This is a genomic window from Nocardia sp. NPDC060249 (assembly GCF_042728755.1).
Lineage (GTDB): Bacteria > Actinomycetota > Actinomycetes > Mycobacteriales > Mycobacteriaceae > Nocardia.
In genome coordinates, this window is sequence record NZ_JBHXAQ010000004.1 from 166,231 (window position 1) to 191,608 (window position 25,378).

The 25,378-nt window shown below is 67.5% G+C and carries 23 protein-coding genes; 14 read left to right on the plus strand and 9 right to left on the minus strand.

The features are described 5' to 3' along the window. Positions 1-80: 80 nt before the first annotated feature. Together ACFWFP_RS17745 and ACFWFP_RS17750 are read left to right on the plus strand one after the other, a co-directional pair. The gene (locus ACFWFP_RS17745) at positions 81-536 is read left to right on the plus strand and encodes a GyrI-like domain-containing protein (RefSeq protein ID WP_379296281.1); all 456 of its coding nucleotides are present in this window, start codon (positions 81-83) and stop codon (positions 534-536) included. Next, complete coding sequence (locus ACFWFP_RS17750; protein ID WP_379296283.1) at positions 536-967, plus strand: GyrI-like domain-containing protein; 432 nt, start codon at positions 536-538, stop codon at positions 965-967. The genes ACFWFP_RS17745 and ACFWFP_RS17750 overlap by 1 nt, the downstream gene beginning before the upstream one ends. A gap of 59 nt (positions 968-1,026) precedes the next feature. Here ACFWFP_RS17750 and ACFWFP_RS17755 read toward each other — a convergent pair whose 3' ends face one another. Further along, positions 1,027-2,136 carry an inositol-3-phosphate synthase gene (locus ACFWFP_RS17755; RefSeq protein WP_379296285.1) on the minus strand — a complete coding sequence of 370 codons (1,110 nt, stop codon included), beginning with the start codon at positions 2,134-2,136 and terminating at the stop codon, positions 1,027-1,029. Continuing rightward, complete coding sequence (locus ACFWFP_RS17760; RefSeq protein ID WP_056823890.1) at positions 2,129-2,686, minus strand: PadR family transcriptional regulator; 558 nt, start codon at positions 2,684-2,686, stop codon at positions 2,129-2,131. Before ACFWFP_RS17760 ends, ACFWFP_RS17755 begins: the two co-directional genes overlap by 8 nt. 389 nt (positions 2,687-3,075) lie before the next feature. On the opposite strand from ACFWFP_RS17760, the gene ACFWFP_RS17765 reads away from it, so the two are divergent. The 3 genes from ACFWFP_RS17765 (at position 3,076) to ACFWFP_RS17775 (ending at position 8,373) form a co-directional block, all read left to right on the plus strand. Continuing rightward, entirely contained in the window at positions 3,076-3,492 is a 417-nt protein-coding gene (locus ACFWFP_RS17765) for a DUF5318 domain-containing protein (protein WP_357139042.1), read from the plus strand. A 939-nt stretch (positions 3,493-4,431) separates the two neighbouring features. Next, the gene (locus ACFWFP_RS17770) at positions 4,432-6,612 is read left to right on the plus strand and encodes a transglycosylase domain-containing protein (protein ID WP_379296802.1); all 2,181 of its coding nucleotides are present in this window, start codon (positions 4,432-4,434) and stop codon (positions 6,610-6,612) included. Between the two features lie 21 nt (positions 6,613-6,633). Continuing rightward, positions 6,634-8,373 carry a glycosyltransferase family 87 protein gene (locus ACFWFP_RS17775; protein WP_379296287.1) on the plus strand — a complete coding sequence of 580 codons (1,740 nt, stop codon included), beginning with the start codon at positions 6,634-6,636 and terminating at the stop codon, positions 8,371-8,373. A 56-nt stretch (positions 8,374-8,429) separates the two neighbouring features. Here the strand turns inward: ACFWFP_RS17775 and ACFWFP_RS17780 are convergent, their stop codons facing one another. Both ACFWFP_RS17780 and ACFWFP_RS17785 read right to left on the minus strand, forming a co-directional pair. Beyond that, a complete protein-coding gene (locus tag ACFWFP_RS17780) occupies positions 8,430-9,983 on the minus strand; it encodes a TerD family protein (RefSeq protein ID WP_379296289.1) in 1,554 nt (517 codons plus the stop codon). Between the two features lie 20 nt (positions 9,984-10,003). Further along, positions 10,004-11,356 carry a TerD family protein gene (locus ACFWFP_RS17785; RefSeq protein ID WP_379296291.1) on the minus strand — a complete coding sequence of 451 codons (1,353 nt, stop codon included), beginning with the start codon at positions 11,354-11,356 and terminating at the stop codon, positions 10,004-10,006. 184 nt (positions 11,357-11,540) lie between these two features. Here ACFWFP_RS17785 and ACFWFP_RS17790 point away from each other — a divergent pair, with 184 nt between their 5' ends. From ACFWFP_RS17790 to ACFWFP_RS17800, 3 genes are read left to right on the plus strand one after another with little or no spacing between them, the layout of a single operon-like run. Next, positions 11,541-12,164, plus strand: coding sequence for an AIM24 family protein (locus ACFWFP_RS17790; protein WP_379296293.1), 624 nt, complete (start codon positions 11,541-11,543; stop codon positions 12,162-12,164). Between the two features lie 9 nt (positions 12,165-12,173). Further along, a complete protein-coding gene (locus tag ACFWFP_RS17795; RefSeq protein ID WP_379296295.1) occupies positions 12,174-12,872 on the plus strand; it encodes an AIM24 family protein in 699 nt (232 codons plus the stop codon). Between the two features lie 4 nt (positions 12,873-12,876). Then, on the plus strand, positions 12,877-13,641 hold the full coding sequence (locus tag ACFWFP_RS17800; RefSeq protein ID WP_357373774.1) for an AIM24 family protein: 765 nt from the start codon (positions 12,877-12,879) through the stop codon (positions 13,639-13,641). Positions 13,642-13,687: 46 nt separating this feature from the next. On the opposite strand, the gene ACFWFP_RS17805 is transcribed toward ACFWFP_RS17800, so the two are convergent. The 4 genes from ACFWFP_RS17805 to ACFWFP_RS17820 are packed head-to-tail and all read right to left on the minus strand — an operon-like array spanning position 13,688 to position 19,493. Next, positions 13,688-14,482, minus strand: a complete 795-nt coding sequence (locus ACFWFP_RS17805; protein ID WP_379296804.1) for an HAD family hydrolase — start codon at positions 14,480-14,482, stop codon at positions 13,688-13,690. 38 nt (positions 14,483-14,520) lie between these two features. Further along, complete coding sequence (locus tag ACFWFP_RS17810; RefSeq protein ID WP_379296297.1) at positions 14,521-17,133, minus strand: phosphoribosyltransferase; 2,613 nt, start codon at positions 17,131-17,133, stop codon at positions 14,521-14,523. Beyond that, positions 17,130-18,341 (minus strand): HpcH/HpaI aldolase/citrate lyase family protein, encoded by a 1,212-nt coding sequence (locus ACFWFP_RS17815; protein ID WP_379296299.1) that lies wholly within the window; start codon positions 18,339-18,341, stop codon positions 17,130-17,132. Before ACFWFP_RS17815 ends, ACFWFP_RS17810 begins: the two co-directional genes overlap by 4 nt. Positions 18,342-18,374: 33 nt before the next feature. Continuing rightward, on the minus strand, positions 18,375-19,493 hold the full coding sequence (locus ACFWFP_RS17820; RefSeq protein ID WP_379296301.1) for a hypothetical protein: 1,119 nt from the start codon (positions 19,491-19,493) through the stop codon (positions 18,375-18,377). Positions 19,494-19,780: 287 nt separating this feature from the next. On the opposite strand from ACFWFP_RS17820, the gene ACFWFP_RS17825 reads away from it, so the two are divergent. Beyond that, a complete protein-coding gene (locus ACFWFP_RS17825) occupies positions 19,781-20,356 on the plus strand; it encodes a TerD family protein (protein ID WP_062990541.1) in 576 nt (191 codons plus the stop codon). Between the two features lie 69 nt (positions 20,357-20,425). Continuing rightward, complete coding sequence (locus ACFWFP_RS17830; RefSeq protein ID WP_379296303.1) at positions 20,426-21,535, plus strand: DUF475 domain-containing protein; 1,110 nt, start codon at positions 20,426-20,428, stop codon at positions 21,533-21,535. 60 nt (positions 21,536-21,595) lie between these two features. Here ACFWFP_RS17830 and ACFWFP_RS17835 read toward each other — a convergent pair whose 3' ends face one another. Further along, positions 21,596-22,972, minus strand: a complete 1,377-nt coding sequence (locus tag ACFWFP_RS17835; protein ID WP_379296305.1) for a hypothetical protein — start codon at positions 22,970-22,972, stop codon at positions 21,596-21,598. Between the two features lie 170 nt (positions 22,973-23,142). Between ACFWFP_RS17835 and rpsF the strand changes: the two genes are divergently transcribed. The 4 genes from rpsF to rplI all read left to right on the plus strand — a co-directional run bounded on the left by rpsF (position 23,143) and on the right by rplI (position 24,850). Beyond that, positions 23,143-23,430 carry a 30S ribosomal protein S6 gene (gene rpsF / locus ACFWFP_RS17840; protein WP_056823926.1) on the plus strand — a complete coding sequence of 96 codons (288 nt, stop codon included), beginning with the start codon at positions 23,143-23,145 and terminating at the stop codon, positions 23,428-23,430. Positions 23,431-23,523: 93 nt separating this feature from the next. Continuing rightward, positions 23,524-24,096, plus strand: a complete 573-nt coding sequence (locus ACFWFP_RS17845; RefSeq protein ID WP_379296307.1) for a single-stranded DNA-binding protein — start codon at positions 23,524-23,526, stop codon at positions 24,094-24,096. Between the two features lie 32 nt (positions 24,097-24,128). Beyond that, a complete protein-coding gene (gene rpsR, locus ACFWFP_RS17850; RefSeq protein ID WP_056823934.1) occupies positions 24,129-24,380 on the plus strand; it encodes a 30S ribosomal protein S18 in 252 nt (83 codons plus the stop codon). A 17-nt stretch (positions 24,381-24,397) separates the two neighbouring features. Further along, entirely contained in the window at positions 24,398-24,850 is a 453-nt protein-coding gene (gene rplI / locus ACFWFP_RS17855) for a 50S ribosomal protein L9 (protein WP_379296309.1), read from the plus strand. Positions 24,851-25,378: the final 528 nt, after the last annotated feature.

The window sequence follows — 25,378 nt, forward strand, 5'->3', positions numbered from 1 at the left end:
CGCGGAACCTGTCGGACCGATACGGGAGGATGTGCGGTCGGTACCGACATGCGACGACACTAGACATAGGGGCTACGCAGGTGGATTTCAATGTCGTTGACCGTCCCGAGACGCTGATCGCGGGCACGGTGCTTCGCAGTCCGGCGCTCGCCGTCGAGGGGCCGCGCCGCGCCAAAGTGGTCGAGGCGTGGGCGAACCTGCGGGCGAGAACGTTACCGGGGCCGGTCGCGACGGGCTATGTCGATTTCGCGCCGGAGATCAATTCCTACCTCACCCACATCGTCGGCTACGAGTGCAAAACTCTCGCCGACCTCCAGGTAGGCGATGTGCTCGGCCGGATTCCGGCGGGCCGCTACGCGCGATTCGTGGCCAGCGGCGACAACCTCGGCGACACCATCGTCGGGCTGTGGCGCCAGGTGTGGGACGCGGAGGCCGCGGGTGAATTCGTGCGTGCCTATACCGGCGATTGCGAGCAGTATCCCGACGAACGCACGGTCGAGATCTTCGTGTCGCTGATCGAGCAGAAGGACAGCTGATGGCCGTGGATTTCGAAATCGTCACCCTCGCCGACGGCTTGATCGCGGGTCTCACCGTGCCGTTGGCCGGGCGTGAGGTGACCGCGCGCGATCTCGACCTGGTGAACTTCACCTGGGATCGGTATCTGTCGCGGGAGAAGGCGGTGCCCCGCGCGGCCGCCTACATCGGTCAGAACGATCATGCGGTGGCCGTGCTCGGCTACGAGGTCGCCGAACTGGACGACATCGACGAAGGCGACGTGCTCACCCGCATCCCCGCGGGCCGCTACGCCAAGTTCGTGGTCTCGGACAAGCCCTACGATCTGCTGCGCACCGCGTGGGCGCAGGTGATCAAGGCCGAGAACGCCGGCACCATCACCCGCTCGCACACGGCCGAGCTGGAGCGCTACACCGGTCCGACCTCGGTCGAGGTGTACGTCTCCCTGGACTGAAGACGACAAGAGCCGGTGTGCACGAGGGTTCGTGCGCACCGGCTCTTGTCGTTCAGTGATTAATCGGCACCGATGATGAACGCCTCGAGCTGAGTGCGCGCCACATCGTCGGCGATCTGCTCCGGCGGGGACTTCATCAGGTAGGCCGAGGCCGGGATGACGGGTCCGCCGATGCCGCGGTCCTTGGCGATCTTCGCCGCGCGGACGGCGTCGATGATGATGCCCGCCGAGTTCGGCGAGTCCCACACCTCGAGCTTGTACTCCAGGTTCAGCGGAGCGTCACCGAAGGCGCGACCCTCGAGGCGGACGTAGGCCCACTTGCGGTCGTCGAGCCACTCCACGTAGTCCGAAGGACCGATGTGGACGTTGCGATCGTGGACCTTGCCCGCGAGCGCCCCGGTGAGGTTCGAGGTGACGGCCTGGGTCTTGGAGACCTTCTTCGACTCCAGCCGCTCACGCTCGAGCATGTTCTTGAAGTCCATGTTGCCGCCGACATTGAGCTGGTAGGTGCGATCGAGCACCACGCCGCGGTCTTCGAACAGCTTGGCCATCACGCGGTGGGTGATGGTCGCGCCGACCTGCGACTTGATGTCGTCACCGACGATCGGCACGCCGGCGTCGACGAACTTCTGCGCCCAGACCGGGTCGGAGGCGATGAAGACCGGCAGCGCGTTGACGAAGGCCACGTTCGCGTCGATCGCGCACTGCGCGTAGAACTTGTCGGCCTCTTCGGAACCGACGGGCAGGTACGAGACCAGCACGTCGACCTCGGCGTCTTTGAGCGCCTTGACCACGTCGACCGCGGGCGCCTCGGACTGCTCGATGGTCTGCGCGTAGTACTTGCCGATGCCGTCGAGGGTCGGGCCACGCAGGACCGTCACATCGGTCGGCGGCACGTCGGAGATCTTGATGGTGTTGTTCTCGCTGGCGAAGATGGCCTCGGCCAGGTCGAAACCGACCTTCTTGGCGTCGACATCGAACGCGGCCACGAACTTCACGTCACGGACGTGGTAGCTACCGAACTTGACGTGCATGAGGCCCGGAACGACCTGGTTCTCGTCGGCGTCCTTGTAGTACTGCACGCCCTGCACCAGCGACGATGCGCAGTTGCCCACACCGACGATCGCGACGCGGACTTCGCCGGATCCAACCTTGTTGACATCACTCATGGCCGCTCTTTCCCTCTTTCTGTGGTGCCGCCTTCGTCGATTGCTCCGCCGCAATCAACTCGTTGAGCCAGCGCACTTCGCGCTCGCTTGATTCCAATCCGAGCTGGTGGAGCTGCTTGGTGTAGCGATCCAGTGACCCGCTGGCCTTCTTGATCGCTTCGCGCAGCCCCTCTCGGCGCTCCTCGACCTGACGACGTCTGCCCTCCAGAATCCGCATTCTCGCCTCGGCGGGGGTGCGACTGAAGAAGGCAAGGTGAACGCCGAAGCCGTCATCGGTGTAGTTCTGCGGACCGGTGTCGGCAAGGAGTTCGGAGAACCGTTCCCGGCCGACCGGCGTGAGCCGGTAGACGCGGCGCGCACGGCGCGCTAGCGCGCCGTCCGGAAGCTCCTCGGCGATCAACCCGTCGGCCTGCATCCTGCGCAGCGTCGGGTAGAGCGAACCGTAGGAGAAGGCCCGGAACGCTCCGAGCAGGCCCGTCAACCGCTTGCGCAGCTCGTAACCGTGCATGGGCGCGTCGAGGAGCAGGCCGAGAATCGCCAATTCGAGCACTGCCGACCTCACTCCCTGACTATGACGACCTGAAAGGCCGAACAGACCTAACCGTGGATGCGACTTCCAACTATATCGGAGCGATACATCTACGCACAGTCGAATGTGACGCATGCGTCATTGCCGCAGGTCAGTGCGGCGGCGAGGGAAGGAGGTCTGCGGCGGCCCCGCACGTCAAGCACGCTCGACGCCGCCCGCGCGATCGATGTCACGTCCGGCCGTGACCGAATCGGCCGCCGCCGTCGCGCGCCCGCCGAGTAACCCCGTGCGGTGCGTCACCTCACCTGCGAAAACACCTGATTCGCTACGGGAATCGCCGGAAAGCTCAGGGGGATCGGATCAAACGATGCCGTGGGCACGCGTATCCGAACCCCGCTACTCTGGTGATCGTGCGAATTCAGCGGCAGGTGGTGGACTATGCGCTCCGGCGCAGGTCTCTGCTGGCCGATGTCTACGCGGGGCGGGTCGGCGTCGCCGAGGTGTGCGACGCGAATCCGTATCTGCTCCGGGCCGCGAAGTTCCACGGCCGGGGCAGCGAGGTGACCTGCCCGATCTGTCGGAAAGAGCAGCTGACGTTGGTTTCGTGGGTGTTCGGCGACGGGCTCGGCCAAGCGGCCGGGTCGGCGCGGACGCCCGAAGAACTGATTCGGATGGCCGAGTCGAACGAAGAATTCTCGGTGCATGTCGTCGAGGTATGTCGCTCGTGCAGCTGGAATCATCTGGTGCAGTCGTACGTGCTCGGCACGGCGCCCGCCCCCGCCCGGCGACGGACGAGTTCGCGAGCCCGGCGCTCTGCTGCCGAATGATGGCGGGTGGAGCGACGGGGCTGCCGAGTGACGGGCCGCCCGGACAAGTGATGGTGGCCACCGCGTGATGCGCCACTGTTCGGGGTGCACCCTCTCCGCGCCGGTACTCCGGCGCGGATGTCGTGTGCCCGAACCTTACAAGTTATGGAGATCTGGTCAGTGAGTTCGCCCTACGAGTCCTCCCCCCACGGCGATGATCCGCGCGGCGGCCGTCCGGCTCGGGGTGCGCAATCGGGTCTCCCCCCACAGTCGGGTGATCGGCCCGGCGGTCCCCCGCCGCGTCGGCCGATGCCGCCCGCCGGTCCGCGCCCGCAGGGCGCGCCCGGTGGTCCCGCGCAGGGCGGGCGCCCGCAGGGTGGTCCCGTGCCTGGTGGACGTGGTCCGCAGGGACCGCCGCCGAATCGTCAGCAGGGGCCGCCGCCCGGTGGGATGCCGCCGCGTCGGCCTGGTCAGCCACCACAGCGTCCCGGCGGTCCGCAGGGTGGACCGCCTCCGCAGGGTGGGCCCGGTCAGGGCAGGCCGCCGCAGGGCAGGCCCCCGCAGCCGGGTCGGGCCGCGCCGCCCGCGGCAGGCGCCACACAGAAGTTGCCGCGTCCCGGCAGCCCCGACGAGTCGACCGTGCGGGCGAATCAGCCGGGGCGGACCGTGCGCGGCGCGAACGACGACGTCGCCAGGACGGCTCGCGCGGGCGGTGCCGCCGCGGCCGCACGGGCAGGCGCCGGTCGGCGCCCCGGCGGTCCCACCTCCGGTGAACGTCGCGCCACCGCCACCGGCGGTCCCACCACCGGTGAACGTCGCGCCGCCGGTGTGGGCGGCACACCGCCGCCGACCGATCCGCGCAACCGCCGCGACGGTGGCGGGGGCGACGACGGCTCGGGTAGCGCTGGTGCGGTGAAGAAATCGCCGTGGCGGATCGTGCGCCGGACACTCTATGTCCTGATGGCCCTGGCGATCGTCGTGCCGAGCGCGGTGTTCCTGGTGGCCTACACGGCGGTGTCGGTGCCCAAGCCGGGCGACCTCGAGACCAACCAGGTGGCGACGATCTTCGCCAGCGACGGCAGCACCGAGATCAGCAAGGTGGTCCCGCCGCAGGGCAACCGCACCGAGGTCTCGATCGATCAGATCCCGCCGCACGTGCGCAACGCCGTGATCGCCGCCGAGGACCGCGACTTCTACACCAACCCCGGCTTCTCGGTCTCGGGCTTCGCCCGCGCCGCCCGCGACAACATCCTCGGCAAGGAGAGCGCCGGTGGTGGTTCCACGATCACCCAGCAGTACGTGAAGAACGCGCTGGTCGGTGACGAGCGGTCGATGACGCGCAAGATGCACGAGCTGGTGATCTCGGCCAAGATGGCGCGGCAGTGGAGCAAGGAAGACATCCTCGCCGCCTACCTGAACACCATCTACTTCGGTCGTGGCGCGTACGGCATCGACGCCGCGTCCAAGGCCTACTTCGGCAAGCCGGTGCAGGAGCTGACCGTGGCCGAGGGCGCCGTGCTGGCCGCGACCATCCAGCTGCCCTCGATGCTGGACCCGGAGAAGAACCCCGAGGGCGCCAAGACTCGCTGGAGCTACGTACTCGACGGCATGGTCGCCGAGAACAACCTGCCCGCGACGGAACGTCAGGGGATGCAGTACCCACAGGTGGTGTCGCTGGCCTCGCTCGGCGACAAGAACAACGACGAGGGCCCGTCCGGTCTGGTGAAGAACCAGGTGCTCCAGGAGCTCTCGACCGCGGGCATCAGCGAGCAGCAGCTGAACACCGAAGGCCTGCAGATCACCACCACGATCGATCAGAAGGCGCAGGACGCCGCGATCAAGGCCGCGCAGGGCAAGCTGGAGGGTGAGCCGGAGAACCTGCGCACCGCGGTGGTCTCCATCGACCCGCGCACCGGTGCGGTACGCGCCTACTACGGCGGCAGCGACGGGCAGGGCTACGACTTCGCCAATGCCGGTCTGCCGACGGGCTCCTCGTTCAAGGCGATCGGTCTGGCCGCGAATCTCGAACAGGGCGTTCCGCTCTCGCAGCTCTACGACAGCTCGCCGATCACCGTCAACGGCATCAAGATCGGCAATGTCGAGGGTGAGGGCTGCGGTATGTGCACCATCGCCGAGGCGCTCAAGCGTTCGCTGAACACCAGTTTCTACCGCATGCAGCTGGACATGCAGAACGGCCCGCAGAAGATCGCCGATATGGGCCACAAGCTCGGTATCGCCACGGAACTGCCCGGCGTCGGCCCCACGCTGACCGAGCCCGGCGGCGTCGGCCCCAACAACGGCATCGTGCTCGGCCAGTACCAGTCGCGTCCGCTCGACATGGCCTCGGCGTACGCCACCTTCGCGGCCTCGGGCGTCTACCACGCACCGCACTTCGTGCAGAAGGTCGTCACCGCCAAGGGTGAGGTGCTGCTCGATCGTGGCGAGCCCGCCGGTGAGCAGCGGATCAGCGCGGCCGTGGCCGACAACGTCACCGCGGCGATGAAGCCGATCGCGGCCTACTCGCGCAACCACAACCTGGCCGGTGGCCGCGAATCCGCCGCCAAGACCGGTACCCATCAGCTCGGCGACACCGGCAACAACCGTGACGCCTGGATGGTCGGCTACACCCCGTCGCTGTCGACCGCGGTATGGGTCGGCACCGAGCAGGGCGACCCGCTCAAGAACTACGGCGGCGGCAGCATCTACGGTTCCGGTCTGCCTTCCGACATCTGGAAGGCGACGATGGACGGCGCGCTCTCGGGGACGTCGAACGAGTCGTTCCCCAAGCCCGCCCCGATCAAGGGCCAGGCCGGTGTGCCGGAGTGGTCGGCGCCCTACACCGCGCCGTCGACCACCGTGCCCGCGATCGTGCCGCCGGTGATCGTGCCCTCGCAGGTCGAGATCCTGCCCGGCATCCGGATTCCGGTGCCCGGGGTGCAGCAGCAGCCCGCGGTACCGCAGTCGCAGACGACGCCCGAGACCGGTGCGGGCCCGCTGCCCGGCCAGCCGACGGCGAACCCGGACGGCACGCCCGCGACCCCCGGAAACGGCAACGGCGCGTCGAACAGACCGGGTAATGGCGCCAACGGCAACGACAACGAGAGCAGCGGCGCGGGAACCACACCGACCCGATCCCGGTAGCCACCGGTAGCCTCGGATGTCGTGACCGATCAGCATCTCGCGGACCAGCCGGCGTCGAGTGGTACCCGGCCGGGCCGCGAGACGGCGTACGTGGCGCCGGCCCGGCTGGCGCCCGACCTCCGCTCGATCGATGCCCGCGACCGGCCGAGCCGCAACGACTCGCTGACCGCGCAGCTGTCCACCGTGGTCGGCGGCCCGGTCGGCGACCACGCGCTGATCGGGCGGGTGCGGTTCTGGACGCCGCTGCGGGTGCTGTTCGCCTTCACCGTGATCTTCCTGGCGCTGGGCTGGTCGGCCAAGGCCGGCTGCATCCAGCAGACCGGCGACGGCGACGGCGGCCTGATGCTGGACTGGAACAACGGTCGCCAGTACGTGGCCATGTGCTACTCCGACACCGTGCCGCTCTACGGCGCCGAACGGCTCAACGAGGGCGCGTTCCCGTACAAGAAGTCCTGGACCGAATCGACGCCCGACGGCGGCACCGAGACCAGATACATGGAGTATCCGGTGCTTTCGGGCCTGTACCAGTACGCGGCGATGCAGATCGGCAATGTCTGGGATCATCTGCCGTTGCCCGATGCGATGTCGGTGGTGGTGTATTTCAACGTTGTCGCGCTCGGCCTTTCGGTCGGGTGGCTGATCACCGTGTGGGCCTCGTCGCGATTAGCGGGACGACGGGTGTGGGACGCCGCTTTGGTCGCGGTGTCGCCGTTGGTGATCGTGCACATGTTCACGAATTTCGATGCTCTCGCCACCGCTTTCGCGGCTACCGGACTGCTGGCGTGGGCGCGGCGTAAGCCGGTGCTCGCGGGCGTCCTGCTCGGATTGGGCGGGGCGGCGAAGCTGTATCCGCTGTTGTTGCTCGGGCCGATCGTGGTGCTGTGCATGCGGATCGATCCGATGCAGCGTCAGCCCGCCGCGCGGGCCGGGCTGCGGTTGCGCGACGTCGACAGTCTCGATTCCGCCCGCACCTGGTTGCGTGAAACACCGGCGAGGACGCATCTTTTCGCGTTGCGGCCACTCGGCGCGGCCACCCTGACGGTACTCGCCGCGGCGGGTACCTGGGCTGCGGTGAATCTGCCGATCGCGGCGCTGTATCCGGAAGGCTGGCGAGAGTTCTTCCGCCTCAACACCACTCGCCATGCCGACCCCGATTCGATCTACAACGTGATCACCTCGTTCACCGGCTGGGCGGGCTTCGACGGTCAGATCGGACACGGTGAACCGCCGACGATCCTGAACACGGTCTCGCTGCTGGCCTTCGTGGCCGCCTGTGCGGGCATCGCCTATCTGGCGCTCACCGCGCCACGGCGTCCCCGCCTGACCCAGCTGTGCTTCCTCGTCGTCGCGGCCTTCCTGCTGACGAACAAGGTGTGGAGCCCCCAGTACTCGCTGTGGCTGGTGCCGCTGGCGGTCCTCGCGCTGCCGCATCGACGAATCCTGCTGGCCTGGATGACCATCGACGCACTCGTCTGGGTACCGCGCATGTACTACTACCTCGGCGAGGACAACAAGGGCCTGCCCGAACAGTGGTTCACCGGCACTGTCGTCCTGCGCGACCTGGCCGTGCTCGGACTGTGCGCGCTGATCGTCTACGAGATCCTGCGCCCCCAGAACGACGTGGTCCGCCGCGACTTTGTCGACGACCCGGCGGGCGGCGTCCTCGACCGAGCCCTCGACCCACTGCTGCCCTGGCTCCCGGAATTCCTGCGGCCCCGGCAGGCCACGGTCAGCTCACGACCCGTCTCGGTGCTGAACTGACCGAGGCACGTGCGATGACGAGAACCCGAGTGGGAGTTCATCATCGGCCCCTGGTTCTACATTCGTAGGTAGCGGGCCTGGAGTTCGGGTTCGGCGGGGAGCATGTCCAAGTCGAGTTCCCAGGCGTTGCCTGTCCACGGGTCGAACAAGGGGGTGCCGGGCATCGTCGGGAGGTGCCTGCACGACTGGGCGAGGAGATCTACCGGGCCGTCGCCGAATTCGCCGCTGCCGCTGCCGACGATGACCAGAGACAGGCCGATTAGGTCGCCGCGGACCATCAGTTGGCCGAGGCGCACCACGTCGCTGCCCTGGTAACCGTGCGGGAAGTCGGCCGCGACGAGGATGCGGTGTTCGGTCGGGGGTACGGCTTGCCCGCTGTTGTAAGCGATGTCGGCGAGCTCGGCCGCGTGGGCGAGCTCGGCGAGGCGGGCGGAGATATCGCCGTGATCGGCGATCACCGGGCCCGCCAGGAGCGGAGCGAGCGGGGCAGCCAGGGTGCGCAGGCCGCCGGTGAGGTCGATCAGATCGACCTTGGTCGGCTTGTCGGGGATCGCGGCGACGAGGCGGGCCACCAGGGCGCCGATCACGCGCGAGGCCGCACCGGTGGATTCGGTATCGACCCACAGCGGCCGATTCAGTGGCACCGGAACGCAATACGGCACGCGCAGGCCGCCGCGGTCGAGCGCGTACAGCTCGCCCAGCCGGATGCCGTCGCTGCGGGCGGCGCGGGTGGTCCACGCGGGCGCGAGCCAGGACGCCAGTGCGGCGGGCATGGCGGCATCGGCTTCGGCGATCTCGAGGCCGAGCTGGTCGCTGTCGCGACGGTGGTCGGCGTCGGCGAGAGCCACCAGGTCGTCGTGGCGGCGTTGCGCTTGCGCGCGTGCCGCGTCGGCCGCGGGAGTGTTGCGGGTCGCCGGATTCGACACCGCTTCGGAGAGTTCCTGATCCAGGCGTTTGGTCGCGTAGTCGCGAGCCGAGACCAGGGCGGCGGCCGAGCGGGCGGCGTCTTCGAAGATCATCCACATGCGTTGCAGCCCGTGGTCGACCTCGAGCGGAATGCCCGATGCGGGAACGGGTCTGGCGACCGTCTCGGTGGGAGCGCTCGGCGGTGCGAGCGGTGCCGCCTGCCAGGCCTGCGCGGGGGCGGGCTCGGGCGCGGTCACACCGTGCGCGGTGAGCAGCTGAGCCGAGCCGCCGGCGTACCCCTGACCGAGCGCCCGCAACTTCCAGCCACCACCGCGCCGATACACCTCGAGGCAGATCAGCGCGCTTTCGCCCGCGCTCGGCGAGATGACGAATTCCGCGGCAGGACTACCGTTTTCGTACAGCGCGGCAGTCACCGCCGTGAGCGCGTGCCCGCCCGTGACGAACAGCAGCACAGCATGCGCGTCGGACCTGATCTGCGACAGCGTCAGATCCACCGCCGCCCCCGCGAAGCTCACGCCGGCGGCCGCGGGCCGCGACGCGCACACATGATCGTGCACGTCACGAACCCGCAGATCCTCGCCGACCACCAGTGCCCCGAGTTCGACGGTGCCGGTGGTCTGCGCGGTGAAGCGCACGGAATCAGCAGTCAGAGCAGTGTTCTGCCCCGCCTTCAGGTGAATCACGGTGTCTGCCCTGTCTTGGTTCAATTACCGCCGAGGAATCGGCCCAGCTGCGGCACCGCTTCACCGGGGTGCTTGGCATTGAAGCCCTCGCCCAGCGCCTGCATCTTCCAGTCGCCGCCGACGCGGTACACCTTCGCCATCGCCATCGCGGTGAACGGCATGCCGCCCGCGAGGGTGTAGCGGGCCAACTCGCCGTTGGTGGTGCCGTCGATCAGGCGGCTGAACGCGTTCTGCACCTGTTCGAAGGAGTGACCCTTGTACGAGGTGACGATGAACAGCAGCGTGGTGATGTGCGCCGGGATCCTGGTCAGGTCGACGAGGATCATCTCGTCGTCGCCCTCGCCCTCGCCGGTGAGGTTGTCGCCCTGGTGGCGCACCGAACCGTCCTTCGACGACAGCTGCCCGTAGTAGGCCACGTCGACGAGGTTCTGGTCGGCGAACAGGCAGACCGAGGCGTCGAGGTCGATGTCGACGGTGCGGTTGCCGAACATCCCGCGCGTGCGCACGGGATCCCAGCCGAGGCCCATCTTCACGAAGGTCAGCGCGGCGCCGCCCTCCTTGCGCAGCGTGACCCGCTGCCCCTTCTGCAGGCTGACCGGGCGATCCTTGCTCAGACTGATCTCGCCCGCGGGCTGCGGCGCACCCTGCGCGGGCGGCGGGTAACCCTGTCCGGGCGGCGGCGGGTAGCCACCACCGGGCGGCTGCTGGGCCGGGCCGGGCGGCGGCGGATAGCCACCGCCGGGCGGGGCGTAAGCGGGCGCGGCCTGCTGCGGGTAGTTGGGCGCGGACTGCGCCGGGTACGCGGGCGGGGCCTGCTGCGGCGGAGGCGGCGGGGGCGCGGCCTGCTGCGGGGCGGCCTGGGCAGGTGAATCATCCACCTGCACACCGTGGTCGGTGACCAGCGCGGCGAAACCACCGGCGTAACCCTGGCCGACCGCACGCACCTTCCAGCTGCCCTGACGGCGGTAGAGCTCGAGCGCGATCACGATCGACTCGGCGTTCAGGCCGTCGATCTGGTAGCTGAACAGCTGGTTTCCCGAAGCGTCGGAGACCAGGGCCGTGGGCGGCGCGAAGCGGCCGAAGTTGCTGGTCGCGTCGTCGAGGGTGATCACCGCGCGGATCTGATCGATGTCGGCGGGCACCGCGGACAGCGAAACAGCAAGTGAGGCGGGCTGACCCGCCGGCCCGGGGCGTAGATCGACACCCGGCCCACTTGGCTGGTTGTAGAAGACGAAATCAGCGTCGGTGCGGACCTTGCCCTGCTCGGTCACGAGCAGCGCGGACAGGTCGGCCGGTGCGGTGACCTGGAGCGAGATCACCACGTCACTGACGGCCAACGGACCGTTCTGGCCCTTGGCGAGTGTTGCAGACAAGTTAGACCCTTCGCTTGTCGTTTGGTGGGTGTTCCACGGCAGTGCTTGCCACTCTACGAGAAACCGGCCGCACGCGTCCGTGCTCTGTGGCCCGGGCGTACTTTCCCCTGATCGGTTAGGGTGACGTCGCAGTCGGAACGGGCGGTCGAACCGCCTTCGCAGAGGGGACGGGCACACACCTGTCATGGCGCAATTGTTCGAACAGTCGAAGAAGGTGATCGAGGCGCAGCTCGCGGGGACGAGTATCCGCGCGATCTCCGGCTCGATGGTGGCCTACGAGGGCAATATCCAATTCAAATCGGCCGGGTTCGGCGGCGGCGAGGGCGTGCTCAACGGCCTCAAGCGCCGCGCCACCGGCGAGAAGCTGTCACTGATGGAGTGCAACGGCAACGGGCGCGTGTTCCTGGCGGTGAACGGCCAGAACGTCACCGTGGTGAACCTGAACAACGACACGCTCCAGGTCGAGTCGCAGCAGCTGCTGGCCTTCGCGGGCAATCTGCGCACCGATGTGCGCTTCGCCGGGGTCGGCGGGATGTCGGCGGGCAGCGGGCTGTTCACCACCACGGTCAGCGGGCAGGGCCAGGTGGCGCTGCTGTCGGCCGGTGGGCCGCTGATCCACCTGGAGGTGTCGCCGCAGTATCCGCTGATCGTGGATCCCGACGCGTTCGTCGCCTCGCGCGGCAATCTCAACCAGTCGTTCATCACCGATGTCTCCTGGCGATCGATGGTCGGACAGGATGCGGGCGAGGCGTTCTCGCTGCGGTTCGACGGCCAGGGTGTCGTGCTGATCCAGCCGGCGGAACGGTAGGGACGGGCGATGTTCGAGAAGGTCAACAGCAAGGTCGTCAAGGTCAACGTCGGACAGGCGGGCGGCGTCGTCGCCCGTTCCGGCGCGATGCTGTTCTACACCGGACAGGTCGCGTTCGCGCCGCACCAGATTCCCGGCGCCGGTCAGGGCATGGGCGGCGGCGGTCTGATGCGGATGGCCGGGCAGATGATGGCCGGTGAGCACGAACGGACCATGCTGGCGCAGGGCAACGGTGAGGTCCACTACGGATTCGCCGGGCTCGAGGTGCACGTGGTGCAGATGCAGCCGGGCGCGGTGCTGCGGGCCGAGGCTTCGCGACTGCTCGCGCAGTCGGCCGGTTTGCAGGCTTCGGTGGTGTCGGTGGCCAGTTCGGGCGGTAGCGGTGGCAGCGGCGGTCTGATGGGCGCGCTGCGCGGTGCCGCGGCGGGCGTCGCGACCGGGCAGGGCATGTTCACCACCCAGCTCAGCGGACAGGGTTCGGCGGTGCTGCTCGCACACGGCGGGTTCCTGGAACTGCCGGTGGGCGGGCCCAATCCGATCGTTGTCGACCCGCAGGCGTTCGTCGCCGCGTACGGCAACGTGCAGACCGAGCTGAAGTCCGCGATGAGCTGGCGCGACGCGGTGGGACGCGGTGCGGGCGAGGCGATGCAATTGCATTGCCACGGACAGGGTGTGGTGTACGTGCAGGCCTCCGAAGAGAAGTTGTGAACCGATGAGCGAAATCCTCTCGCCGATGAATCTCGGTGCCAGCGACAACATTCCGGGCAACAGCTACGCCTACAGCATCGACCTGACCGGCCCCTGGTTCATGCGCAAGGGCGCGATGATCGCCTACTACGGGCAGATCGAGTTCCAGATGCTCACGCACGGGCTGCAGGGCGGCCTGATGCACATGGTGAGCAGCCAGTTCTCCGCGCCGCTGTTCGCGGGCGACTACGTGGTGGCGCAGGGTCACGGCAAGCTGATCATCGGCGACCGCGGTTACGACATCAATTCCTACGATCTCGAAGACGGCAACCTCACCATCCGTGGGGCGAACCTGCTGGCCTTCGAGCCGGGGCTGGCTCTGAAGCAGTCGATCGTGCCCGGGTTCCTCACGCTGATCGGGACCGGCAAGTTCCTCGCGTCCTCGAACGGTCCGGTGATGTTCGCCGAACCGCCGCTGCGCGTCGATCCCGAATCGCTGGTCGGCTGGGCCGATTGCCCGTCGCCCAGCCACCACTACGACCAGGGCTGGATCGGCAGCTTCCTCGCGGCGGGCGCGGCCAGGATGGGTGCCAACTCCGGCGAGGAACGCCAGTTCGACTTCACCGGCGCCGGCACGGTGCTGATCCAGTCGACCGAGAAGATCATGAGCGACAACGCCCTGGTGCGCACCATCGAGGGGCAGCTCCAGAGCGGCGTCACGGTGGGCGGCCTCCAGCGCATTCAGGGCGTGATCGCCCAGCAGCTGGCCGGTCAGCAGCAGCACTACTGAGCACGTCGAACCCGGGTGCCGTTGCGGCGCCCGGGTTTTCGATTGCTTACGCCGGTACCGTGGTGCGCTCTGCCGCCGCGTGGAACCACCCGAGGATCTCCTCGCCTGCGAGGATTCCCGAGGACCTGGTGATCGTGAGGTTGGGGGCGGTGAAGTTCAGCTCTTCCAGTTCGCCGTGGCGGGGGCGGATCGCGGCGTCGGCCGCCTTCAGCATCTCGGCGTCCAGTGCGCCGTCGCCTGCGGTGAACAGCGTTGCCCCGTCGGACAACTCGCCGGCTTCGGTCAGCCTGCGACGGACTTCGGCGACAGCGAGACTCTTGCAGACGGCATCGGGCATCGTGTAGATCTTGCGACCCTGCTGGGACGCCGACCAGCCGTTGGCGCGGCACCAGATGTCCCATTCGGCGAGGAAACCCGCGGGGACCAGGTCGGGGCGGACCACCAGGTAGCAGAACAGCTCGTCGGCCTCGCGGAACTTGGTGACCCAGGAATCGTCGATGCGGGAGCGTAATTCGGCGCCCACGTCGGCGAGGGTAGCGCCCGACGCGTTGACCTGGTCGTCGATGGCCACGCGCCACGCGGGGTCGGGGATCCCGTCGACCAGGATGTTGCCGCCGTTGCTGGTGATGGCGTACCGCCACGGGGCACCGGGAAGAGCGATGCGCTGGAACTGTTCGATGGTGCGAGTGGTCGTCGGGATCACCGGGGCGATGCCCGCGAGCTCGCGCAGGGCCGCGATGGCGCTGACGGTCATGTAGGAGAGCGGCTCACCCTCGTAGTACTCGACGCATTCCTTCGCGACGGCCTCGGCACCACCGAAGCCGTTGCGGGAGAAGATCATCGTGCGATCCAGATCGGTCGCGAAGAGAGACTCGGCGGTCACCGGGGTAGCTCCTTGATCAGGCCCATGCAGGAGTAGGCCAGGTCGGGGACCACTTCCACCGGGACATTGCGCGCCGCGGCGAGCAGGCGGATGTGGGCGTGCTCCGGTGCGTCTGCCTCGCGGACCAGCACCCGCCACGGTACCCGGCGCAACAGCACGCGGGTGGTCTCGCCGACGCCGGGTTTCACGTAATTGACTGTGCTGATGCCATATTCGGCGCGGACCTTCTCCACCGAGGTCCACCCGGACCAGTCCGGGGTGCGGTCGGAATCGCGGATCGCGGCGACGGCGGCGGGCACCTGCTCGCGAATCGCGCCGAAAGCCGCGGTGACGGTGTCGATCAGCTTGTTCGAGACATCGTCGGCGATCAGGTCGCGGTAGAACTTGGCGCCGTGGAACTCGCCGGGGCCGATCAGGGTGTCGTTGAGGACGGTGCGCGACACCAGACCGGACACTGTCGAGTTGAGGCAGGCCGAGGCGATGAGGAAGTCGTCACGGGTGCCGTAGGTGCGCACACAGTTGGCGGGATCGGCCAGGACGACGAGCTCGTCGTTGAAGCGGGCACCGCCGGCGGCGTGATAGTCGTCCAGGGCCGCGGTCAGCTCGTGGGTGATCGCACCCTTGCCGGTCCAGCCGTCGACGAAGACGATCGAGGACGGATCATGGTGGCGGGCGAGATAGTCCAGCGCCACCGCATCGATACCGCGATCACGCACGATCGAGACGGCGTAGTGCGGCACGGTCAGGGGTTCGCGGCCGATCCCGCTGACGAGCCAGCGGCGCATGAGCACGCCCACGGGCGTACCCGCCCTGGCCAGCGAGACCAGGACCACGTTCTCACCGCGTTCGGCGACGACGAGTTCCGCCACGGTCGCGACGGCCAGCGCCAGGCGTTCGGCGCTGTCGGCCAGCACCCGATCGAAGAGCTCGCGGTATCGGGCATCGGGCTGGAACTCCACCGGCAACGACTCGGCGTAGTGAGCCACACCGGCCTGGATGCGCCGTTCACGTTCCGTCACATCGGCTTCCAGATCCGCGTCCGAGAGATCCTTCAGCAGCCACGAAACATCCTCGGGCGCATACGAACCGAAATCGGGGCCGTGCAGGGCATCGGGGAGCGGGTCCGCCGAGCCGGTTCCCGTAGGAGATTGCCCGCGGCGAGGTGAATCCGCCCGGGTTGCGCAATCGTCGTGCGACACAGACAGTGACGCCGTCGCGGCTACCAGCTCCGCGGTCCGGCCGGTGTGCAGCGCCCGTGGATCAGCGCCGGGCAGCACCGCGACCAGGACGTCGGCACCTGATGCGGTGAGAACGTCCACCAGTCCGCCGGGGGCGACGAGCTCCGGAGTGTCGGCGGGCGGATCGATGACGACCAGCAGGACGGCGTCGGCAGCGGGCCACTGCGCGTTGTACAGATAGCGCTTGGCGCTGGGGTCCGGTTCCGGAGCGGTGAAGCGGAAGCCGCGGCGCAGTGGGTAGCCGGGTTCGTCGAGGACGTATGCGGGTGAGCGGGTAGTGGTCTGGAATCGGGTGGGGGTGCCCGCGTCGGCCAGGTCGGCGGCCAGGCGCAGGGGTAGGTACATGAGTTCCTCGTGGCCGATCACGATGACGGGGCGGCCGGCGAACTCGGATTCCAGGCGGGTGTTCACCTCCCCGGCAATGGATTTCAACGCCACGTCGAACGCGGAGCCGTCCGAGCGCAGCGTCCCGTGCCTGCCACCCTCGGGAACATCCGCGGGCCAGGACAATTCGATGCGGCCGTACGAACCGGGTCGATCCGCTACCGGATTCAGCTGCGGATCGGGCAGCGCGGTCACGGTCTCGATCAGCCCGGCGGGCAGCTCGGTACGACCGGAGGCCAGACAGACCGTGTCGATCCGCGCACCGAGTTGGGCCGCGGCGGCTTCGAATCTGGTCCGATCGGCAGGGGTGCGCATGTCGACCAGCGAGGCGAGGACGTAATGCGAACGCGGGGCGAACGCGTGCAGTGCGCGGACCGCGTCGATGGCGGTGTCGCCGGTGGAGATCTCGTCGTCGACCAGCACCAGCGGCAGATCGTTGGCGAAGATCGCGGCGGGCGCGGGCTGGAGCAGGTGGGAGGTGGCGTGCGAATGGCCCTCTTCGAAACCGGTGAGCGTGGTGGCTCGGGGCTCGTGCCTGCGGGTGGAATGCAGGTAGCACCCCGCGTCGATCCGCGCGGCCACACAGTGGCCCAAACCGGTGGCGGTCTCGGCGAATCCGAGCACGACGGCTTCCCGATCACCGAGTACCTCGCGCACGAGATCGGCCAGGCGGTTGCCCGCACCGATCACCATGCGCGGATCGGTCGGCAGGTGCTTGCCCAGCACCGTGGACACCAGCAGGTGCGCCCGACGTGGGTTGCGACGCAGCCCCGGCTGCACCAGCGCGCCGATCGAAAGCTCGCCCGTCAGCACGCTTTCGGCGGACAACGCGACCAATCCGCCGTCAGCAGGCACATTCTCGGCGGACGAAGCCGCGAGACCCTCACCCGGCGAGGAATCCTCGGCCGAGCGCGCGGCGAAGGACTCACCGTGATGCAGCTCGATCCCGAGATTCACCGTCGCCCACGGCGTTTCGACCGCACTCATTCGGCGATCATCGCTGTCAGCAAGTCCACGAAAGACACTCCCTTGTTCGCGACCCCGAACGCACGAGCCCGAACCAGCGTCTGGCGGGCCCAACTGCGGTGCGGGCGCATCTCGTTCATCTTGTTGCGGTATTCCGAGGCCGCCACGCCGCCGACATCGGCTGCCATGATGTCGAGCGCGTCGGCGTACTCCTCGTGGGTCACCACCGACAGCGCGTGGACCACGGCCACGTGCGAGGGGTGGATCACCGTTTTGCCCTGGATGCCGTTGGCGCGGTCGAGGGTGATCTCGCGCAGCAGACCGTCGAGGTCGCGGCTCACCAGGTACTGGCGGAACTTCACCGCGTCGGATTCCTCGAACGGCGCGCTGCGCAGCTGCGGCCGGAACATCCGCTCGTGATCGGCGAAGTACTCCCACACCGGCCCGGTGATGATGAAACCGGTGCCGTCGACGCGGCCGAGGTAGTTGACGATGTCAGCGATCACGTCGGCGACCACCCGCACGTCGTAGATCGTGAGGTCGCGGTCGCGGCGGATGCCGAAGGTCGAGCACATGTCGGTGGCGCCGATCCGCACCGCCAGCAGCTGCTCACGGTGGCCGGCGAGCAGTTCGACGATGCGCGAGAGCTGCTCGTCGCGGGTCTGGCGGTGCACCAGGCTCGCCGATTCGAGCACCGGCATCGCGTAGACCGGCCGACCGAGGCTGCGGTTGGCGTCGTCGAGCGCGGCCAGGTAGGCGGGCCCGCTGACGGCGTCGAACTTGGGGAAGACGAATCCGGTGAGCACGTCGGCGCCCGGTCCGAGCGCGGCGACCAGCTCGCCGACCGACGCCGCGTCGCGGACCCGGATGAACAGCATCGGGTTCGCGTCTTCGCTGCGGGCGAGCAGATCCAGGGTGTCCACCGCGTGCTGTTTGGCGGCCTCCACCTGGTGATCGGCGACGGCGTCCTCGAGGTCGATCACCATCGAGCACACCCCGCGCGCGGCCCGTCGGCGAATCGTCGCGACGAGATCGTGGCGGGTCGCGGGCACATACAGGGTCGCGCCCAGGGCGGTCGCCAGCAGCTCCCGATCGTCGTGGCCTCGGATCGGCTCCGGTTCCACCAGGAACAACTCCCGGCGGCGGGGACCCTGTAACTGCTGGAAATGGCGCAGCGGTGCCTGCTTACGCAAGCAAACTTCCGGTGCGATGGCGTAGCCCGCGGTCATTCCCCCCACCTCATCTGTCGACGCATGTCATTTCTACTTTTCGGAAGCGTGTTTTCTGATGCGCTCGACCACACCGGCGATGAACTCTGCGACGGTACCCAGCTCGGTCACATAGGCCCAATAGTCCGGATGGCGACCCGTCAGTCCAGCGGTGATGCGGTCGAGGCGCTCTGCTTGTGCATCGAGAACGGAGCCCCACTCGGCGACCAGTCCTCGGTCGACCGCGAGCATCTGCGCGTCCCGCAGCCGGAATCGTACGGTGCGCGCCTGAGCTTCGGGGTCGGTACGTACCTCACGTAACAATTCGAGGCGCCGGGTGACGGCGTCGACCAGCTGCTCGGCCTCGGCGAGGTGCGCGCGTGCGGTGGCGGTCAAATCAAGGGCGGTCTCCGGATCACGATCAGCTGCCGCGACGCGCGCGCCGACCAGCGCTTCGTCGGCGGCGTCCATGCCACGACGGCTTTCCCGCTCATTGTTGGTCAAGTCCGCCGAACTCGCAGCACTGAACTCACGCAGCAGCGCGGAGTAGGCCGGTCCGAGCGCGCCGGCGCGGTTGCCGACGGCGGAAAGGCGGGTGGTCACCGACGCGATCGCGTTCGCGGCGGCCGAGGCACGAGAAGGGGCCTGCGCCAACGCATTCGACAGTTCCGCCGTCGCCTGTTGCACAGTGCTCGCAGCCTCGCGCGCGGCCGCGACCGACGTGCCAGGATCGCTGGAAGAAGCTGTGATCAGAGCCTCATTCAGCCTCCTTACACCCGCGGAGATCGAGGGGTAATTCGTGAACCCGGACGACGCCGCGGCGGCCAGCACCTGCTCGGCCTCGGCCCGCACGTGTGTCAGCAACTGCGGCACCGACGCCCGCACGGTCGCGGCTTCGGCGAGGTCGGCGCGGTGCGCGTTGTAGAAGTCGTCGACCCCGCGCGCGGCCTCGTTCAGCTGCCCGACCAACGCGTCCGCCCTCGCCTGACCGTCCGCGACCGGGGTGCCCGCGGCCTCGGCGGCGTCGAGCTCCTCGGTGAAACTCAGATACGCGCCCGCCGCGGCATAGCACCGCGCACGCACCGGCTCCCAGACCGCGCCGATCCGGCGGTCGGGGAACACCTGCTCACTGGCCACCACGCCCGCCTCCGCCGCCGTCTGCCTGCGATCCATATCCAGAAAGGCGGCCGATGCCGCGGCCCGCGCCCCGCTGATCCACTCATGATCGGCCCCCGACCTGAACCATCCGCGTCTGCGAGGTGTCACCGGTACATCCCCTTTCCGAACCACGGCCGCGGTTCGCCCACTCACTGCCGTCGATGGTAGGAGATTCACCCCGTTAACCTGGGCTGCAGATGGTTCCTACGCAAGATCCGCGAAACCTATTACTGTCGTAGCGGTACCCGGCGATTCGGACATGCTGGGAAACGACACACCGGACTAATCGAAGGGATCCCCGCATGGGTGTCAGTCTGTCCAAGGGCGGCAACGTTTCGCTGAGCAAAGAGGCTCCGGGCTTGACCGCGGTCTCGGTCGGCCTCGGCTGGGACGTGCGCACTACCACCGGCACTGACTTCGACCTCGACGCGAGCGCCATCGCGACCGGCGCCGACAAGAAGGTCGTCTCCGACAAGCACTTCGTCTTCTTCAACAACCTGAAGTCCCCCGAGGGCGCCATCGAGCACAAGGGCGACAACACCACGGGTGAGGGCGAAGGCGACGACGAGGTCATCGACGTCGACCTCGCCAACACCCCGCCGACCATCGAGAGCATCTTCTTCCCGGTATCGATCTACGATGCCGAGACCCGCTCGCAGTCGTTCGGTCAGGTACGCAACGCCTACATCCGCGTGGTCAACAAGGCCAACGGCACCGAGCTCGCCCGCTACGACCTGTCCGAGGACGCCTCGACCGAGACCGCCATGGTCTTCGGCGAGCTGTACCGCAACGGTGCAGAATGGAAGTTCCGCGCTGTCGGTCAGGGCTACGCCTCCGGCCTGTCCGGTATCGCTCGCGACTACGGCGTCAACGTCTAGTCACCCTCGCGAACAGGGGGCTCGACATATCGGGCCCCCTGTTCGTGCGAAACAGAAAGGTCCCTCCGCGTGATAACGCGCATCTTCGGCCTGTCCATCGCCATCACGGTGGTCTCGCTGGTCGTGGCCTACCTCTACGGTGGCTTGACCGCACTCGCACTGTGCGCCATCCTCGGCATTCTCGAGGTGTCGCTGTCGTTCGACAACGCCGTCATCAACGCCACCGTCCTGGAACGGATGAGCGAGTTCTGGCAGCGGATCTTCCTGACTGTCGGCGTGCTGATCGCCGTGTTCGGTATGCGTCTGATCTTCCCGCTGGCCATCGTGTGGGTCACCGCCGGACTGAACCCGGTCCAGGCCTTCGACCTGGCGCTGAACCCGCCGGCGAACGACGCCCCGACCTTCCCCGACGGCAGCCCGAGCTACGAGACCCTGCTCACCGACGCGCACCCGCAGATCGCGGCGTTCGGTGGCATGTTCCTGGCGCTGCTGTTCCTCAACTTCATCTTCGAAGAGCGTGACATCACCTGGCTCAGCTGGTTGGAGAAGCCGCTGGCCAAGGCAGGCAAGCTCGACATGCTGTCGGTGGTCGTCGCCGGTACCGGTCTGGTCCTGGTCGCGGAGTTCCTCGCCGATTCCGAGGACCGCTCGACCGTGCTGCTCGCCGGTCTGCTCGGCATGATCGTCTACATCCTGGTCGACGGACTCGGTTCGATGTTCCACACCGAGGAGTTCGAAGAAGGACCGCAGGGTGGTCCGTCCACGCTGGTCAAGGCGACCGGTAAGGCCGCGTTCTTCCTGTTCCTCTACCTGGAAGTGCTCGACGCGTCGTTCTCCTTCGACGGTGTCATCGGCGCGTTCGCCATCACCTCCGACCCGATCATCATCGCGCTGGGCCTCGGCCTGATCGGTGCGATGTTCGTCCGGTCGATCACGGTGTACCTGGTTCGCCAGGGCACGCTGTCGGACTACGTGTACCTCGAGCACGGCGCCCACTGGGCGATCGGTGCGCTGGCGACGATCCTGCTCGTCTCGATCGGCGTGCACGTCAACGAGCTCATCACGGGCTTGATCGGCGTGGCGTTCATCGGCGCGGCGCTCGTCTCCAGCGTCCTGCGCAACCGCAAGGCCGAGCCGGACGCTGTGGAGGACGCCAAGGAGTCCGCCCCGGTCAGCTGATCTACGGCCGAAGATCCACAGCGGCGGCGAGTCCCTTCGGGGATTCGCCGCCGTTGTCGTTCACGCGGGTTGCAGCCGGCGGCCGAGCGCGGTGCTCGGTTCGACGCGTGGACCGCGCACCTTCGCCCGCAGGAACAGGAAGAACAGGGCGATCAACAGGGCGGTGCGCAACCACACACCGAACTGGACAATCCCTTCCATCACCTCGACGCCCTCGCCCTCGCCCAGCGCGGCGAAGTACCGGAACACCCCCACGCCCACCGCCGCGTCGGCCACCAGGTAGGCCGCGACCAGCGACCACGGCACCTCCAGCAACACCAGGAACGGGATTATCCACAGGGTGTACTGGGGTGAATGCACCTTGTGGAACAGCATGAAGGCGGCCAGCATCGCCGCGCTCACACCGACCCACGGATACGCCGAAGTGGGGGTCCAGCGCCGCCAGCCCAGCCACAGAGCCAACGCGAATCCGCCGAAGATCAACAGCGGCGAGGCGATCGAGACCGCGTCGTGCCAGGTCTGCGTCGTTTCCGCCGCGCGGCCGAACAGCAGCTGGTGACCCCAGTACCAGATCGAATTGGTGGTGATGTCGGCCTGACGCAGCTGCTGGAACGTGATCGAGGCACGCCAGCCCTCCACCCCGGCCAGCACGAAGGGCAGATTCACCGCCGCCACCGTGCCCATCGCGGCCAGCAGCGTCTGCGCGGCACCCGCCACGTCGAGCTCGCCGACCGGGCGACGACCGCGCGGGGCGCCCTCGGTGAGCACGAACACCGCGAGTGGCAGGACGAAGATCCCCGGATAGAGCTTGAGACAGAAACCCAGCGCGAGCAGCACCGCGGCGATTATTCCGCGGGTACGCACGGTCAGACCGGTCAGCATCGTCATCACATAGACCGCCGCCACCGCCGTGCACACCACCGGCAGTTCCCAGTTGTGGAAGGCGTAGAACACCAGCGGCGGCCCGATCGCCCACAACAGCGCCGCCGGACCCGCGAGCCTGGCCAGCATCCATGCCGTGAGCAGGGCGAACGGCGCGAGCAACAGCGCCGAGTGCCACAGGAAGTCGGCGTCGTTGTCCACCCCGATGGCGCCCGCCCACATCAGCACGCCGCTGAGCACCGGATATTCCACCGCACCACCGGTCAGCGCACCGTCTTCGGTGATCGCGCCGTCCACGTACGGGAACACGTGATTGTCGATATCGCGGCCGAGCCACAGGAATTGGATGTCGGAATAGCAGACATCCGAATCCTTGCGCTCCTCGAATACCAGACTGCGACCGGATTCATCGATCGCGCCGCCCGCGCACCGGGCCTTGTTGGCATAGGCCAGCGCGAGAGTGAGACCACACAGCAGCATCACCAGGATGCTCAACGCCGCGGCCCACGTCGTGCCGCGGCGTGCTGCGCGCTGTCGCGGGCCGACTGTGGTCATGGCGACCACAGTATGCGGCGGTGTCCCGATCGCCCGGATTCACCCGCGGCAGGCATCGATTTCGCTGGTCACCACCCGCTCATGTAGCCTTGGCGGGTTGCTGACGCAACGAACCCTCCTGCCATGGAGAGTCCATGGCCGTTTCCTAGTCCACAGGAGGTGATTGGTCCGTGCGTCAATATGAAGTAATGGTCATCCTCGACCCGAGCCTGGACGAGCGCATCGTCGGGCAGTCCCTGGATACCCTGCTCACGGTCGTCAAGACCGAGGGCGGCAACGTCGACAAGGTCGACATCTGGGGCCGCCGCCGGCTCGCCTACGAAATCGCCAAGCAGGCCGAAGGCATTTACGCGATCGTCAACCTGACCGCGACCCCGGCCACCGTGAGCGAACTCGACCGCCAGCTGGGCCTGAACGAGACGGTGCTGCGCACCAAGGTTCTGCGCAACGACAAGTAGTCCGCACCCTTCTCTATTTTTGTGTCGGAGCCTGGCCTTAGGCTCGAGCGCAAATCCCGAGATGTGGACTGCACCCCGAGCAGGAGGAACCCCATGGCAGGCGACACGGTCATTACCGTCATCGGAAACTTGACGGCAGACCCGGAGCTTCGTTTCACGCCCGCAGGTGCGGCGGTGGCAAATTTCACCGTCGCCTCGACTCCCCGTGTGTTCGATCGCAATTCGAACGAATGGAAAGACGGCGAGGCTCTGTTCCTGCGCTGCAACATCTGGCGTGAAGCAGCCGAGAACGTCGCCGAAAGTCTGACCCGAGGCGCTCGCGTCATCGTGAGTGGCCGGCTCAAGCAGCGCTCCTACGAAACCCGCGAGGGTGAGAAGCGCACTGTGGTCGAGCTCGAGGTCGACGAAGTCGGTCCCTCGTTGCGTTACGCGACGGCGAAGGTCTCCAAGGCCGGTCGCGGTGGCGGAGGCGGCGGTGGCGGCTTCAGTGGTGGTTCCGGCAATGCCGGTGGTGGATCTAGCGCAGGCGGCTACAACGCCAACAACGGCGGCGGACGTCCGGCCGGCGGCAGCAATGCCGGTGGCGACGACGATCCGTGGGGTAGCGCGCCCGCGGCCGGCTCCTTCGGGGGCGGCGGCCGCATGGATGACGAACCGCCGTTCTGATCGAACGGCACTCATAGTACGGAGAGAAAACCATGCCTAAAGCGCCCGCGCGCGAAAAGGTACTGAAGAAGAAGGCCTGTGCTTTCTGCAAGGAAGCAAAGTCCGGAATCGTCAATATCGATTACAAGGACACCACGCTGCTGCGTAAGTACGTCAGCGATCGCGGCAAGATCCGCGCTCGCCGCGTCACCGGCAACTGCGTGCAGCACCAGCGTGACATCGCTGTCGCCGTCAAGAACTCGCGTGAGGTGGCTCTGCTTCCTTACGTGTCGACCGCTCGCTGAGAAAGGGAGTCACACAGATGAAGCTCATCCTCACCGCTGATGTCGACAACCTCGGCGCCCCCGGCGACCTCGTCGAGGTCAAGGACGGCTACGGCCGTAACTTCCTGCTGCCCCGCGGTCTGGCCATCCCGGCCACCCGTGGCGCCCAGAAGCAGGTCGACGGTATCCGTCGCGCCCAGGACGCCCGCAAGGTGCGCGACCTGGATCACGCCAACGAGCTGAAGCAGGCCATCGAGGGCCTCGCCGCGGTGTCGCTGGCCGTGAAGACCGCCGACAGCGGCAAGCTGTTCGGTTCGGTCACCACCTCCGACGTGGCTTCGGCCATCAAGGCGGCCGGTGGCCCCGTGGTCGACAAGCGCAGCATCGAGCTGCCGAAGTCGCACATCAAGGCGACCGGCAAGCACGGCATCGTGGTGCACCTGCACCCCGATGTGGCCGCGAAGTTCAACCTCGAGGTTGCTGCGAACTGAGTTCGCCGGAAACCACCCCTGTGCATGCACAGGGGTGGTTTCTGCTTGCCTTTTTCAGGCTGATTTTGCGATAACTGATCGGTAGCCGATGTCGTGGCCGGTACGAGTGGTGTTGCGTGGCTCACGGTCGGTAATCGCTTGACCTCCGGTTATTCACCCTGTGGATGACCGCGGAAACCGACCGGCAGATTTGTGACTCCGGTCATAGCCTGCACCATCGCTGTTAACCCAACACGCCCGGCTGTTCACCTCGACCGACACGCCGGAACTTCTTTCATCCACAGGGACGAAGTTGGACAAACCGGGTTCTAGCAGGGCGTTTTTCCGTACTGACCTGGGTTTTCCCCATGTTTTCCACAGGCGCTGCACAACAACGGGTGAACTACCCCCAAGTTATCCACAGTTGTGTGCACATGTCGGGTTGGCGAGTCCCGAAAACGTCGCCTAGGTTCGTCGCATCGCCCTGCGCGCGGCCCCGGAAATCACGCAGGCAACCGATTGCTGACATCCGTGTCGGTGTCCGGGAGT

What these genes read in the sequence shown, in the direction of transcription:
- ACFWFP_RS17750 (WP_379296283.1), top strand. Translation starts at nt 536, where the DNA reads ATGGCCGTGGATTTCGAAATCGTCACCCTCGCCGACGGCTTGATCGCG.
- ACFWFP_RS17755 (WP_379296285.1), bottom strand. Translation starts at nt 2,136, where the DNA reads ATGAGTGATGTCAACAAGGTTGGATCCGGCGAAGTCCGCGTCGCGATC.
- ACFWFP_RS17770 (WP_379296802.1), top strand. Translation starts at nt 4,432, where the DNA reads ATGGCCCTGGCGATCGTCGTGCCGAGCGCGGTGTTCCTGGTGGCCTAC.
- ACFWFP_RS17790 (WP_379296293.1), top strand. Translation starts at nt 11,541, where the DNA reads ATGGCGCAATTGTTCGAACAGTCGAAGAAGGTGATCGAGGCGCAGCTC.
- ACFWFP_RS17795 (WP_379296295.1), top strand. Translation starts at nt 12,174, where the DNA reads ATGTTCGAGAAGGTCAACAGCAAGGTCGTCAAGGTCAACGTCGGACAG.
- ACFWFP_RS17800 (WP_357373774.1), top strand. Translation starts at nt 12,877, where the DNA reads ATGAGCGAAATCCTCTCGCCGATGAATCTCGGTGCCAGCGACAACATT.
- ACFWFP_RS17805 (WP_379296804.1), bottom strand. Translation starts at nt 14,482, where the DNA reads ATGATCTTCTCCCGCAACGGCTTCGGTGGTGCCGAGGCCGTCGCGAAG.
- ACFWFP_RS17810 (WP_379296297.1), bottom strand. Translation starts at nt 17,133, where the DNA reads ATGAGTGCGGTCGAAACGCCGTGGGCGACGGTGAATCTCGGGATCGAG.
- ACFWFP_RS17815 (WP_379296299.1), bottom strand. Translation starts at nt 18,341, where the DNA reads ATGACCGCGGGCTACGCCATCGCACCGGAAGTTTGCTTGCGTAAGCAG.
- ACFWFP_RS17820 (WP_379296301.1), bottom strand. Translation starts at nt 19,493, where the DNA reads ATGGATCGCAGGCAGACGGCGGCGGAGGCGGGCGTGGTGGCCAGTGAG.
- ACFWFP_RS17825 (WP_062990541.1), top strand. Translation starts at nt 19,781, where the DNA reads ATGGGTGTCAGTCTGTCCAAGGGCGGCAACGTTTCGCTGAGCAAAGAG.
- ACFWFP_RS17835 (WP_379296305.1), bottom strand. Translation starts at nt 22,972, where the DNA reads ATGACCACAGTCGGCCCGCGACAGCGCGCAGCACGCCGCGGCACGACG.
- ACFWFP_RS17845 (WP_379296307.1), top strand. Translation starts at nt 23,524, where the DNA reads ATGGCAGGCGACACGGTCATTACCGTCATCGGAAACTTGACGGCAGAC.
- rpsR (WP_056823934.1), top strand. Translation starts at nt 24,129, where the DNA reads ATGCCTAAAGCGCCCGCGCGCGAAAAGGTACTGAAGAAGAAGGCCTGT.
- rplI (WP_379296309.1), top strand. Translation starts at nt 24,398, where the DNA reads ATGAAGCTCATCCTCACCGCTGATGTCGACAACCTCGGCGCCCCCGGC.